The organism is Tropheryma whipplei str. Twist (genome assembly GCF_000007485.1).
GTDB lineage: Bacteria > Actinomycetota > Actinomycetes > Actinomycetales > Microbacteriaceae > Tropheryma > Tropheryma whipplei.
This window is the reverse complement of the sequence record NC_004572.3, coordinates 825,275-838,341: the sequence shown is the minus strand read 5'-3', so window position 1 is coordinate 838,341 and position 13,067 is coordinate 825,275. Positions and strand designations below refer to the sequence as shown.

At 47.4% G+C, this 13,067-nt stretch carries 14 protein-coding genes, 1 tRNA gene and 1 pseudogene; 12 read left to right on the top strand and 4 right to left on the bottom strand.

The window, feature by feature from the left end; genetic code table 11:
• Nucleotides 1-21: 21 nt before the first annotated feature.
• Together serS and purD are read right to left on the bottom strand one after the other, a co-directional pair.
• The gene (serS, locus tag TWT_RS04065) at nt 22-1,275 is read right to left on the bottom strand and encodes a serine--tRNA ligase (protein ID WP_011102753.1); all 1,254 of its coding nucleotides are present in this window, start codon (nt 1,273-1,275) and stop codon (nt 22-24) included.
• A gap of 110 nt (nt 1,276-1,385) precedes the next feature.
• Complete coding sequence (purD, locus tag TWT_RS04060; RefSeq protein WP_011102752.1) at nt 1,386-2,645, bottom strand: phosphoribosylamine--glycine ligase; 1,260 nt, start codon at nt 2,643-2,645, stop codon at nt 1,386-1,388.
• Between the two features lie 657 nt (nt 2,646-3,302).
• Here purD and purM point away from each other — a divergent pair.
• Nucleotides 3,303-4,316, top strand: coding sequence for a phosphoribosylformylglycinamidine cyclo-ligase (purM, locus tag TWT_RS04050; RefSeq protein WP_011096675.1), 1,014 nt, complete (start codon nt 3,303-3,305; stop codon nt 4,314-4,316).
• A 110-nt stretch (nt 4,317-4,426) separates the two neighbouring features.
• The gene (gene purF, locus TWT_RS04045; RefSeq protein WP_033800121.1) at nt 4,427-5,887 is read left to right on the top strand and encodes an amidophosphoribosyltransferase; all 1,461 of its coding nucleotides are present in this window, start codon (nt 4,427-4,429) and stop codon (nt 5,885-5,887) included.
• Nucleotides 5,888-5,894: 7 nt separating this feature from the next.
• Here the strand turns inward: purF and TWT_RS04705 are convergent, their stop codons facing one another.
• The gene (locus TWT_RS04705; RefSeq protein WP_011102750.1) at nt 5,895-6,020 is read right to left on the bottom strand and encodes a DUF3073 family protein; all 126 of its coding nucleotides are present in this window, start codon (nt 6,018-6,020) and stop codon (nt 5,895-5,897) included.
• A gap of 241 nt (nt 6,021-6,261) precedes the next feature.
• Here TWT_RS04705 and TWT_RS04040 point away from each other — a divergent pair, with 241 nt between their 5' ends.
• The 3 genes from TWT_RS04040 to TWT_RS04030 all read left to right on the top strand — a co-directional run bounded on the left by TWT_RS04040 (nt 6,262) and on the right by TWT_RS04030 (nt 8,613).
• Nucleotides 6,262-6,684: an FAS1-like dehydratase domain-containing protein gene (locus tag TWT_RS04040; RefSeq protein ID WP_011096673.1), complete on the top strand. Its 423-nt coding sequence runs from the start codon at nt 6,262-6,264 to the stop codon at nt 6,682-6,684.
• 145 nt (nt 6,685-6,829) lie between these two features.
• Entirely contained in the window at nt 6,830-7,273 is a 444-nt protein-coding gene (locus TWT_RS04035; RefSeq protein ID WP_011096672.1) for a MaoC family dehydratase, read from the top strand.
• A 284-nt stretch (nt 7,274-7,557) separates the two neighbouring features.
• Complete coding sequence (locus TWT_RS04030) at nt 7,558-8,613, top strand: UDP-N-acetylmuramate dehydrogenase (RefSeq protein WP_011102748.1); 1,056 nt, start codon at nt 7,558-7,560, stop codon at nt 8,611-8,613.
• A 2-nt stretch (nt 8,614-8,615) separates the two neighbouring features.
• Here TWT_RS04030 and TWT_RS04025 read toward each other — a convergent pair whose 3' ends face one another.
• A complete protein-coding gene (locus TWT_RS04025; protein ID WP_011102747.1) occupies nt 8,616-9,830 on the bottom strand; it encodes a pyridoxal phosphate-dependent aminotransferase in 1,215 nt (404 codons plus the stop codon).
• A 72-nt stretch (nt 9,831-9,902) separates the two neighbouring features.
• Between TWT_RS04025 and TWT_RS04020 the strand changes: the two genes are divergently transcribed.
• From TWT_RS04020 to rplL, 7 genes and pseudogenes are all read left to right on the top strand, one after another.
• Nucleotides 9,903-9,975 (top strand) — tRNA-Trp (locus TWT_RS04020).
• A gap of 25 nt (nt 9,976-10,000) precedes the next feature.
• Complete coding sequence (gene secE, locus TWT_RS04015) at nt 10,001-10,219, top strand: preprotein translocase subunit SecE (RefSeq protein WP_230453652.1); 219 nt, start codon at nt 10,001-10,003, stop codon at nt 10,217-10,219.
• 37 nt (nt 10,220-10,256) lie between these two features.
• Nucleotides 10,257-10,850, top strand: a pseudogene (nusG, locus tag TWT_RS04010) (transcription termination/antitermination protein NusG); the annotation flags it as partial.
• Nucleotides 10,851-10,886: 36 nt separating this feature from the next.
• Nucleotides 10,887-11,312, top strand: coding sequence for a 50S ribosomal protein L11 (rplK, locus tag TWT_RS04005; RefSeq protein WP_011096668.1), 426 nt, complete (start codon nt 10,887-10,889; stop codon nt 11,310-11,312).
• Nucleotides 11,309-11,992: a 50S ribosomal protein L1 gene (gene rplA, locus TWT_RS04000; RefSeq protein ID WP_011096667.1), complete on the top strand. Its 684-nt coding sequence runs from the start codon at nt 11,309-11,311 to the stop codon at nt 11,990-11,992. The genes rplK and rplA overlap by 4 nt, the downstream gene beginning before the upstream one ends.
• Nucleotides 11,993-12,126: 134 nt before the next feature.
• Nucleotides 12,127-12,627, top strand: a complete 501-nt coding sequence (gene rplJ, locus TWT_RS03995; RefSeq protein ID WP_011096666.1) for a 50S ribosomal protein L10 — start codon at nt 12,127-12,129, stop codon at nt 12,625-12,627.
• Between the two features lie 11 nt (nt 12,628-12,638).
• On the top strand, nt 12,639-13,019 hold the full coding sequence (gene rplL, locus TWT_RS03990) for a 50S ribosomal protein L7/L12 (RefSeq protein WP_038104345.1): 381 nt from the start codon (nt 12,639-12,641) through the stop codon (nt 13,017-13,019).
• Nucleotides 13,020-13,067 lie beyond the last annotated feature (48 nt).

The following is a 13,067-nucleotide window of genomic DNA, read 5'->3' as shown; positions in this document are numbered from 1 at the left end:
CTATTCCAAGAATTTCCGATACTATCTCTCTATTACATCCTGACCCAGGAGAGGTCTAAGGGCTTCTGGCACCCTGATACTCCCATTGGAAGTCTGATGATTTTCCAGAATGGCAACTAGGAATCTTGTAGTTGCAAGAGTCCCATTAAGAGTTGCAACATACCCTGTCCTTCCTGACTCGTCTCGATATCTCACATTCAGTCTGCGCGCCTGAAAGGTTGTACAGTCACTCGCACTGGTTACCTCTCGCCATGTATTTTGACTGGGTATCCATGCCTCTAGATCATACTTTCTAGAAGCGCTTGTCCCCAATTCCTCTGCAGCAATATCAGAAACACGGTACGGAATTTCGAGTAGATTTAGCATCTTTTCTTGCATTGAGACAATGTGCTCGAGTTCTCTGGTTGATTGCTGCGGATGAACATAGCTAAACATCTCCAGTTTGGAAAATTGATGCACACGCATAATTCCACGTGTGTCCCGCCCGTGAGACCCCGCCTCTCTCCTGTAACAAGAGGACCATCCAGCATATCGTATTGGCCCAGAGGAGATATCCAATATCTCATCGCTATGATATCCCGCAATGGCAACTTCGCTGGTTCCGGTCAGATAATACCCGCTTGGCAGTCGATACACCTCACCCTCATGTCGACCTAGAAACCCGGTTCCCAGCATTATTTCTGGTTTTACAAGCGTTGGTGTTATAAGCAATGTAAGTCCAGACTTAAGCGCCAGATCGAGCGCCAAATTCATAACCGCAAGCTCAAGCCGGGCGCCCCATCCTTTCAGAAAATAGAAGCGAGTACCCGAAACCTTTACCCCTCTTGACACGTCGATTGCATCCAGCTGCTCTCCGAGCTGTAGATGGTCTGCCGGTTCAAAGTCAAACTCTGGAATATCACCAACAGTTTTCATAACTGCGCATTTATCTTCCACACCGTACGGGGCTTCTGATGAGACTATATTTGGTATCTCAAATAATAATTTTTTCCACTCACTATTTGCCTTTTCCTGCTCTTCGCGAGCGTTTTTAACACGCTCGGCCAACAGATTTGCCACTCTCATAAGTTCAGGCCTATCGCTATCTTCTGAGCCAGCGATTTTTTTGCTAAGAACGTTTTGCTCTGCCCGCAAGGTCTCGAAGTTATTTATTGCTGTGCGTAGATTACGCCTTGCTATAAGTGCATCTTCAACAATAGACTGGCTTTCCCCACGCTTTTTCTGCGAAAGCCTGACGATATCTGGGGTATTTACCAATATTTCTGGGTCAATCACGGGACAAGTTTACCCTGTCCATATCTCTGATACCCTTCAGGGCGCAACAACCAAAGACACTTACCAAAGTCCTTTACATCAAAGATGGCAAACCAATGATTTTGTTTTTATTACCCAAGTGGATTGGTTTCCATAAACTCTTCCTCTAGGGCTATGTCTCTTCTGAATTGTTTATTTGTTATAGAAATCTGGTCAACGGCCCTATAGGCCTTTTCTCTTGCTTTTGCAAATGTTTTATCGAGAGAAACGATGTTCATTATTCTCCCGCCATGACTGTGCAGTATATCGGGTTCGTCCGGATAATTCCTCCTTGCTCCGGCAAATAAAACTTGCACATCACCCGTACCATTTAGCCCAATAATTGGTGTATCCCCGGCAGGTATTTCGGGGTAACCCCCGGATGCAATAACAACACACACCGCGGCTTTGTTATTAAAACTCGGTTTCGATATGTTACGTAGATCACCTTTTGCAGTTGCATAGAGTAGCTCCGACAGTGATGAGGTAAGTCGTGGGAGAATAACCTGAGTTTCGGGATCTCCAAAACGTGCATTAAATTCAATTACTTTTGGACCATCATCACAAAGTGCCAGACCGCAATAGAGCAGCCCGCGAAATACTATTCCGCAAGCGGCCATCTGTTTTATTACCGGGTAGGCAATTGCCTCTTGCACTTCTTCGACAAAATTTGCAGGAAGGTCGGTAACGGGAGAATGCGATCCCATGCCTCCAGTGTTGGGTCCAGTGTCGGATTCTCCTAGCCGTTTATAATCCTTGGCAGGACTCAATGGTACAAGCACTCTGCCATCGCATAGAAAAAAAAGCGAGACCTCTCGGCCTTTTACATATTCCTCAAGCAACACCGGACCCTTGCGTATCCAATAACTTCCGTGCCGATACGCAGCATCTCTATCACCTGTAACAATCGCACCCTTACCGGCTGCAATGCCATCGGCTTTAACAACATATGGCCTTGAGCTGGCTTTCAATGCCCGTGAAAGATCATCTACGTTATTCACAAGCACAGATTTTGCAGTCCTTACATTTGCGTTGGCCATTATTTCCTTCGCAAAGTGCTTGGAGGTTTCTATACGAGCAGCGGCCTGTGAAGGACCAAATACAGTTGCCCCACTCGACTTCAACCGGTCTACAAGCCCGCCGGCAAGCGGTCCTTCGGGGCCTATTACAACAAGATCAAAGTTCTTTGCAATACTGATTAGATCGGCGTCGGACGTTGTTTGGACACAGTTTATTGTTTGCGCTATACCAGCATTCCCTGGTGAAACACATACTTCGTGAGACCCTTCCGAGTCTATTGCTGCGGCTATTGCATGCTCTCGGGCACCGGAGCCGATAACTAAGATTTTCATTCCAAGATAATCCTATCTTCAGCGGAAGGCCCAGGTAAAAATCTATGAGCTGTATCATTAGGTTGGATTCGGTGCTGCTTGAGAAGCGTGTATGGAGCCTAGTTGAACAGTTGTGATTCGGAGGTAAGTAAACTTTTCACAGCCCACCTGTCCCGCACTCCCCGTGTTGGTGTTTTTTTGTTTCTTGGTGTGGCATGCGGGGTGTTGTCTGTACTATTTCTTGGATTGATTTTCCCAGGTTTTGAAAACACATCTCCTGTTGCCTGGATATCTCTGACCTTGCTTTTTATCGGGTTCGGGCTGGCAGTTTTCGGTTCTTTGTATCTTTTGCTTGGGTTTCTATTTCGCAGGGTATATACCGTAAAAGTTACCCGACAACATTTTTCACAGGAACAGACAGATAGGTGTGGCAGTGCTCGTGTCTGTTGTAAAAACACCGATGGTGTCAAGGGAAAGGATTGTGCTAGGAGTACCGAGTGTTGTAGAGCAAGGCCCCCGCAAGACATGCAACACAATCGCAAATAGGGCGCATTGTATTTGTGCGGCGGGCATTTGTGTGCTGAGAGTCAACATCATGTATGAGTGATGCAAGATATACAAATGGTTGACCGGTGTTTAATCTGGAATATACTGGCCGGAATATACTGGGGTTGAACAATGATGGATCCTTATGCCGCAGCCGGAGTTGATATTGTGGCCGGGCAGCTCGCTGTGGAGGCCATGCGCCACGCAGTTGAAGCGACACACAACTCTCGCGTGCCAGAGGGACTAGGTGGTTTTGCCGGACTTTTTGATATATCGTTTCTTAAACGTTATAGATCTCCTCTGTTAGTCACTTCCACAGACGGTGTTGGAACAAAAGTCGTGATTGCCCAGGAGCTTGATAAGCACGATACTATCGGTCAGGACTTGGTTGCTATGGTTGTCGGAGATATAGCTGTTGTTGGCGGCAAGCCTCTTTTTATGACCGACTACATAGCCTGTGGAGAGCTTATTCCCGAGCGCATTGCGCAGATTGTTGGAGGTGTGGCACGGGCATGTCAGGAAATTGATTGCGTCCTGTTGGGCGGGGAAACCGCTGAGCATCCGGAAGTGATGGCGCGGAATCAGTATGACCTTGCCGGCGCTGCAACGGGTGTCGTCGAGGCAAGTGATTTATTAGGTAAAGACAAAGTAAAAACTGGAGATGTGCTGATAGGTGTCGCATCCTCAGGACTGCATGCGAATGGCTTCTCACTTGTGCGGAAAATATGCAGGGATGTATCCTTTGCAGAATATTGCCCAGACCTGCAAACGACGTGGGGTGAGGCTCTTCTTGAGCCGACTCGTATGTATGTAAACCTGATTCGGGATCTGATCAAGACGGGTAAATTGCATGCTGCGAGTCATATAACCGGTGGTGGGATACCGGGTAATTTACCGCGTATTCTGCCAGAGGGGCTAGGTGCTAGACTTCATCCATGGCCAATTCCCGATCTCTTCAAAGTACTCTGTGAGTTTGGTAGCTTGTCCCTGTCAGAGGTGAAAAATGCTTGGAATTTGGGAATAGGGTTGATTATTGTCGCATCGAGCACCTCTATCCTTGAGGATATTGATGACTCGTGGCAAGCCCGTTTAATTGGAGAGGTTATTGATGGTGAAGCAATCCAGTGGACGGGTAGTCTGTCGTAAACGGGTCGTCAGTCGTAGATTCTGGCAGAAACTAGCTTTGCTGACAACAAAGAGTTGTGAATTTGGAACACTATTCGCGGGACAGTGTCCTGCGAGGTGATGGCGCAAAAATGTGTGGCATAGTCGGGCTAATCGGTTCAGAGCCAGCCAATCAGGCTATATACGACAGCCTCTTGCTTTTGCAGCATCGCGGCCAGGACTCAACCGGAATAGCGACCGATGAATCAGGAATATTGCACCTCAGGAAAGCAAGAGGTTATGTTCGTGAAGCTTTCCGCACCAGGCATATGCGATCCTTGCTTGGCCGGGTTGGCCTTGGGCATGTCAGGTACGCTACTCAGGGAAGTGTATCAAGCGAAGAAGAGGCACAGCCATTCTATGTAAATGCTCCGTATGGTATTGCAATGGTGCACAATGGCAATCTAACAAATGCAAGCAAGCTCAGTAAAGAGCTGTTCCATACAGATCGCAGACACCTTAACACGTCGAGCGACACAGAGGTTTTAATAAATGTTTTTGCCAACGAACTGCAACAGAGTGTCTCAGGTTTTGAATTGTCACCAGATCAAATTTTTAGTGCCGTTTCGCGCGTGCATAAACGAGTCGAGGGGTCGTATGCGGTTGTTGCGCTAATAGCTGGCACCGGAATTTTGGCTTTCAGAGATCCGTTCGGAATAAGACCTTTGGTATTGGGAGCCCGCGAAAGCAAATTTACTTCCAATACCGAGTGGATAATAGCGAGTGAATCAGTTGTCCTTGAGGCGCAAGGATATAAACTGCTAAGAGATTTTGCTCCGGGTGAGGCTGTATTTATAACGCAACAGGGCGAGATTTTTATGACCCAATGCGCCCAAAATCCACAACTAAATCCCTGCGCCTTCGAATATGTTTATCTAGCGAGACCCGATTCCGTTATGAATGGCGTATCGGTTTATGAGGCACGCTTGCGCCTTGGTGACACTTTATCTACAACTATCAAACAACAGATGCCTTGCGGGAACATTGATGTTGTTATGCCCATCCCAGATTCATCGCGCCCAGCGGCGTTACAGGTCTCAAGAAATCTTGGCATAGAGTATCGGGAAGGGTTTTTAAAGAACCGATACGTTGGCCGAACTTTCATAATGCCAGGACAACTCCAGCGCAAGAAAAGCGTTAGGCAGAAGCTGAATGCCATGGGTCTCGAATTCCGCGGTAAAAATGTCCTGATTGTTGACGATTCAATTGTGCGTGGTACAACCTCAAAGGAGATTATTCACATGGCTCGCAGTGCTGGGGCAAATCAGGTATTCTTTACTTCTGCCGCGCCGCCTGTTCGATACCAAAATGTTTTTGGAATCAACATGCCAACAAGCTCTGAGCTTGTTGCGCACAACCGGCAACTACAAGAAATTCGTCAATACATAGACGCCGACCGCCTCATATACCAAAGTATTGAAGATATGCGACGCGCGATCATGCATGGTGGTGAGTTCAAGCGACTTGAGGATTCGTGCTTTTCAGGCGAATACGTGACAGGGCGAGTTACCCAGGAGTACCTGGACTGGGTTGAAAACACGCAGTCCAGCTAAATAACAGCTAGTCTGAATCCTCTGTTTTTGAGATAAGCTCCTTCTCCAGTTCCCCGAGATCCGTGCTGTCCACTCTATACTTCAGCTGTCTCGCAATCCTGGTATTTTTGGCCTTCTGACGACCGCGACCCATGCTCCCACCTCCGCGATAATGGTAACACGCAAGTAATTTTCATGGCTGTGCGGGTATTCAGATAGGCTTGTCTTGTTACTCCCGGGGAGGTTCGTGAACTTGCCCAGTATGGAGTGCATATAGTGCATGGATATGTACAGTGTTCTTGCGCGCAGCCTTACAAGGGTTCGCTTCAAAAGGATTTAAATGCTTCGTATTCTGCGCACTGATCCCACAAATTTTGTAGCCTAGAGGAGGTGCTTTGACTCAGAAAGTGGAATTTCCACCGCGGCATGTCACAGAGGAAAAGCTCATGGAGTTTGCCAGGGCAGTGCATACTCAGAATAAGATTTACCACTCCACAGCAGCGGCCACATCATCGGGCTACCCAGGGCTCGTGGCGGTGCCGACTTTCGGCGCAGTGTGGGTTGGGCAGATCCTTGAATATATAATTTCCTCTGACCTAAACATAGATTACAGCCATATAGTTCACGGAGAGCAGCACTTTCTGTACAAAAGGCCGATCTTTGCAGGTGACATATTAAGACCAATACTCCGCATCAAGCGTGATCGCGCATTCGGTAACGCTCGGCAAATAGTTTTAGAGGTTACACTTCTCTCCGAGGGCTCGAATGATGATGTCTTGGTAATGACGATAACCCTCATAGTTAGAGGCAAAGCATGATGTATCCGGTTGTATTTATTAGGGCGCTCACGTAGGGGATCTTATGGGGAGATCTTCGTGGGCTGCCTATCAAGGAGAGGAAATGAGTGGGGTAAATCCACAGACCGGACCAAATTGCGCTCTGCCAGAAGGGATGTCAAGTTAGGTGCTCGATTTATTCAAAATGCCCTTGGGGTCACAAATTTTCTCTGACACAAAACTTGTTTCGCGCGACGATCTCGTACGTTATGCTGCTGCAAGCGGTGACTTCAATCCAATTCACTACCGTGATGACTTTGCCAGGGCCGTCGGGCTTCCTGGTGTTATATGCCATGGAATGCTGACAATGGCTTTGGCAATTGCCCCTCTTATGACCCAGCTGGGCACCGATGTCTCTAGACTGTCTTCCTATGGCGTACGCTTCTCAAAACCTGTTCCCGTCCCAGTCGGTAAAAACCCACTTGATGAACAATCCGTCGGAGCCTTGTTATCGATAAAAGCTTTTCTGAGAAAGCGGGAGGATAGCAAAGCTATTATTGAGCTCATTGTGTCTCTGGATGATGAAACCGTCCTCACAAAGGCCTTTGCGGAAATATCACTAAAAATATAAAAACCTGCGAAACACTATATATAGTAGTTTGACTTCTGCGTAGGCACATTATATACTGATAATCAGATGCGCTCGTGCCCTGTTTTTGGGGCTTGTGCGTCTTTTGTTTATTGCTGTTTGTTCGAATTACGGGTCCTTTGTTCTGGATCCCGCGAATGAGAGGGAGTGCTTACGTGGAAGAGCTTAGTGACAATATCGATGGCTTCCAGGTTCCGATTGACCCTATGGAGCTTTTGCAGTGCGATAGCTGCCAGTAATCCTGGCAGCTTGTCTCGTGAATTTCTTTGGTTTCTTTTTCTGAGATTACGACCCTCGGCGTCGGTGGCTCAATTGCTTGTTTTATTGAGTGTTCGCCGGATGAGTTTGTTGAACGCGCGCCCGGACTGTTTCGCCCCGGTCATCATGTTCTTGTAGTTGGTGGCGGGAGCAATCTTGTTGCTTCTGATTGCCCCTTTCCGGGTACGGTTGTTAGATTAAAGAGCCGCGATACTATCGTCTCTGACGACGGCGACTATACAAGGTTCAGCATTTCGGCTGGTACATCTTGGGATGATCTGGTTAGCTACTCGCTTGATTTGGGCTTTGATCAGCTCTCGCCCATGTCTGGCATACCTGGGACTTTTGGCGGCGCGCTTGCCCAGAATATCTCTGCCTACGGTGCAGCTGTGCGCGATGTACTAGGCAGTGTGGAGGTATATGACGCTTGTACGAGTGAGGTTGTCACTTTCGGCCTTGAAGATATGAGGTACGGATATAGAACATCAGCTTTAAAAAATGTACGCAATAAGGTTATTCTCGGCGGCACATTATTGTTAAAGCCTGGCCCAACTCCGGTTTTGCATAGGCAATTGGCTAATGCACTAAAAGTAGACCTTGGAACTTACTGTTCAGGAAAACAGGTAAGAGACCAAGTATTGCGTATCAGGGCTGAGAAGGGAATGCTCCCCCGATACCTTGTGCCTAAAGGATTTGACGTCTGTAACACATCAAGCGTTGGGTCATTTTTTGTCAACCCCATTGTCTCAAAAGAACATTTGAGCAGGCTTAGGCGCCTTGTCCCACAGGGTGCGCTGAACAGTTCTGTTATTCAGACTGATGAGATGGGAGGGGTGAAAGTAAGCGCTGCGTTTCTGCTAGAGCAGAGTGGATTTGAAAAGGGATTTTGTATTTCCGGATCACAAGCGGCGATTTCAACTCAACATAGCCTTGCGATAGTAAACAGGGGTGGTGCAACTGCCGCCGAAGTGATTGAACTTGCAGGACTTATTACACGAACCGTCTCAAGAAAATTCGATATACACCTCATTCCTGAGCCGGTTTTTGTTGGTCTCGAACTGTAGACTCAAAATACCTTCGTCATGTCGGAGTTCGCTGTATCAAAGAATTCCACAAGCCGTCCTGTTCCCTCCAGCAAACTTGTTTCATCTAGGGCGTATGAAAGCCTAAGGTGCCCTTTTGTTCCAAAGGCTTCACCAGGAACAGTCGCAACCAGAGTCTCACTAAGAACTAGTTCAGCAAGCTCAAAAGATGAATGAATCATTCTGCCAGTAATTCTTCTTCCAATGAACGCTGATACATCAGGATATATATAAAATGCACCATCAGGTTTTGGGATGGATAGACCCTTTATTCTCCCCAGCTCGCGAAGCATAAGGTCCCTGCGTTTTTTGAATTCATCTCTCATATAGGCAACACAGTCCTGTGGTCCGGTCAGAGCCTCCAAGGCGGCTTGCTGCATTATATTGGAAACATGTGAGCAAATGTGTGATTGTAATTTCACAGAGGCATTTATTATGTCCTGTGGTCCAATCATCCACCCAATGCGCCACCCAGTCATTGCATAGGTTTTGGACAACCCGTTGACCAGAATAAGTTGATCCTTTATCTCGGGAAGAGCCTCTCCAAATCCCGGTGCCACCCTTCCCGAATAATAGATATTTTGATAAATCTCATCAGAAATAATCCATATACCGTGTTTTTTGGCAAATCGTGCAATGTCTCTTAGTGAGTCCAAGGAATAAACAGCACCACTGGGGTTAGATGGCGAAGACAAGATAATTGCTTTTGTTTTGTTGGTAAGCACCGACTGTAACTGATCAACTGTTACGTAAAAACTATCAGTTGCAGGAATTACAACCTTTGCCCCAGCTGCGCGAATACTTTCTGGATATGTTGTCCAGTACGGTGTGGGTAGAATGACTTCATCATTCGGATCCAGAATAGTTTGGCATGCCATATAGACCGCTTGTTTGCATCCGTTCGTAATGAGAATCTGTGATTCTGACACTTTTAGGAATGAATCGGCTAGGGTTTTTTCTGCAATTGCTTCGCGCAGTTCAGCCAGTCCTGCAGTTTCTGTATAGACATGATTACTTCTTGTGGCAGCGGCAAGCTGACAGCGACTGACAATGTGTTCAGGTGTTGGAAAATCGGGCTCTCCAGCAGCATAGCTTATTATCGGCTTTCCTGCCTTCTTCATTCGTTTGGCTTTTGAGTCTATTGAAAGAGTTACAGACTCGCCCAGTTTGGAACACCTTTTCGATATGCGCTCTGACATGGTAGCATTCTACAAACTTTATTTTGTTGGCCTATTATCCTATACTCGAGTATGTTTTTTGCTTCGGTTTTTAGGGCGGTGGCTCAATTGGTAGAGCAGCGGTCTCCAAAACCGCAGGTTGCAGGTTCAAGTCCTGTCCGCCCTGCGTGCAGGTTCAAGGTTGGTTTATTTTGAGTGAGAAGGCTGCGCGGCGCTTTTTCGGTCGGATTGTAAATTTTCTTCGGGAGGTTTTTCAGGAACTGTCGAAGGTAACGGTTCCGACTCGTAGGGCTGTTGTCTCTTTCAGTTTCATGGTGTCCATTTTTGTTATTGTTGTTATTGGTCTGGTTGCTTTCGTTGACTGGATTTTTGCTTTACTCTTGACTCTTGCCCTCGGGTCGTCCAGTTAGAGAGATTTATGTGATGGAAAAAACAGATACTGCACATGATCCCTATGAGGAATTTAAAGTACATTTGCGCTCATTGCCGGGCAAGTGGTATGTTGTTCACTCACCTGCAGGTTTCGAACGGCGTGCTAAGGCAAATCTCGAGACGAGAGTTGTGTCTATGAATGCAGACCAGGCTATTTATCAGGTAGAAGTTCCTATGGAAGATGTTGTTGGCATAAGGAACGGTCAGCGAAAGATGATTACAAGGGTCAGGATTCCCGGGTATGTCCTTGTGCGGATGGATTTAAACGAATCCAGTTGGGCGGTTGTGCGAAATACACCCTGGATTACCGGTTTTGTCGGTAATATGCATCAACCTGTGCCTCTTAGCTTCGAGGAAGTTTTCGATATGCTCAAGACGACGGTCTCTGTTTCACAGACAGCAGCTCGGCAAAAAAGGTCGGTTACAGTCTCTGATGTCGACCTTGAGGTTGGTGAAACTGTTGTAATCAAAACAGGCTCGTTTGCCGGATTGCCGGGTACGATCAGTGAGATAAAGCCAGAAAATGGACGTTTGACAGTTTTGATCTCTCTTTTTGAAAGGGAAACACCTGTTGAGCTTGCCTTTGATCAGGTTGAGAAGCAAGCTTGATGCGCGCTCTTAGACTTACACGCTGAAAGGGATTTTATGGCTGATAAAAAAGTGGTTGGAGTAATAAAACTGCAAATCCAGGCTGGTGCTGCAAATCCGGCGCCACCGGTTGGGCCCGCTCTGGGGCAGCACGGTGTTAACATAATGGAATTTTGTAAGGCGTACAACGCGGCAACCGAATCACAGAAGGGTAATGTTATTCCGGTTGAGATCAGTGTTTATGAGGATAGGTCATTTACTTTTGTCCTAAAAACCCCGCCTGTGGTTGAGCTTATCAAGAAAGCTGCGCGTATTTCCAAGGGTTCGCCGACTCCCCACAACCTTAAGGTTGCTCAGATTACCCCTGAGCAAGTCAAGAGTATTGCAGAGGCTAAGATGGTTGATTTGAATGCAAACGATATTGATGCGGCATCAAAGATTGTTCGGGGAACCGCACGTTCTATGGGTGTGACTGTAGCATGACGAAAAGATCAAAAGCTTATAGATCAGCTGTTACGAGTATTGCATCTGACAAGCTCTACCCTGTCGAGGATGCAATTGGTCTTGTAAAAGAGACTGCGTACGCGAAGATTGATTCTGCCTTTGAGGTCGCTCTGAAACTTGGAATTGATCCGCGTAAGACCGATCAACTCGTGCGCGGCGTTGTTATGCTGCCCCACGGTACAGGTAAGGCCGTTCGGGTTGTTGTATTTGCAACGGGTCCTTCCGCGCAGGCTGCCCTGGATTCAGGCGCGAGTGAAGTTGGTGGCAGTGACCTTGTGGCGCGAGTTGCAGATGGGTATGTCGATTTTGATGTCGCTATATCGACTCCAGAGCTCATGGCCCAGGTTGGTCAGCTTGGCAGGGTGCTTGGACCCAGGGGACTTATGCCGAATCCAAAAACTGGCACGGTGACTGCTGATGTTGGAAAAGCTGTTAAAGATGCTTTGGGCGGCAGGATTGAGTTTAAAACCGACAAGCATGCAAATATCCATTTCGTAATTGGAAAAACGAGTTTCTCTGTCGAGAGTTTATCCGAGAATTTATCTGTGGCCCTTGATGAAATAAACAGAGCGCGTCCGCAAAAGCACAAGGGCCGGTACATAAAAAAAATGTTCTTTTCAAGCACCTTTGGTCCATCGGTGCGTGTCGCGCTTGCTTGACTTATTGCCCTGTGAGTGCTAGGATCATACGGCCTATGACCGTAGGTTTTGTTTTTTAGAAAACAAAGTAAAGGCTTTCGCCGCCCGCGCAGGTTTGCTTCGTCAATGCGGGTGTATGTGTTGTTGGGGGTGTTTTGACGAAGCAGGAAACCGTTAAACACTTGGTTGGTGTCCTTTCGGATGCGCAGGCCATTGTGTTCACCGAGTATAGGGGTCTTTCTGCAGCCCAGCTTCGCGCTTTGCGCATTCTCCTGCGTGGAGATGCCAGTTATCTTATTGCGAAGAATACACTTGCTAGAATTGCGGCTCAGCAGGTCGGTTTTAACGATTTTGCCGAGTTTCTGAGGGGCCCTACTGCGATTGTTGCAGTAGATGGTGATATCGTTTCAGTAGCCAAAAGCTTGAGGAAGTTCGCGGAGACTGACGGGCTGCTAAAGATAAAGGGCTGCTTTGTTGATGGCCAGGTTTTTGGCTCTGAACACGTGAAACGGCTTGCTGAGCTTGAGAGTCGCGAGGTTATTCTCGCAAAAATTGCGAGTGTCACTAAGGGAGCTTTGTCGAGTGCACTCGGTCTTGTGTCTGCGCCCTTGTCGAGTGCTGCGAGAGTCTTTGTTGCTATGAAGAATACCTTTTGAAGGAGGATGGGATGGCAAAAATTACAACTGATGAGCTGATTGAAAGTTTTAAGGAAATGACTCTTATCGAGTTGAGCGAGTTTGTTTCCAAATTCGAAGAGGTTTTTAAGGTAACAGCTGCTGCGCCTGTTGCTGCAGCTGCTGCGCCTGTTGAGCCTGCGGCGGAAGCTGCACCGGAAAAAACTACTTTCGACGTTATTCTCGAAGCTGCGGGTGACAAAAAAATACAGGTTATCAAGGAGGTACGGACAATAACCGGCCTGGGTCTTGGTGAGGCGAAGGCGCTCGTGGACGGTGTCCCATCGAAAGTGCTTGAGGGGGCAAATAAGGATGCTGCCGATGCTGCAAAAGCTCAGCTCGAAGCTGCTGGTGCACAGGTGAGTGTGAAGTAACTGTCGTCGAGACGTGCATCTACTGCACATCGCTTTGCATTGTCATAG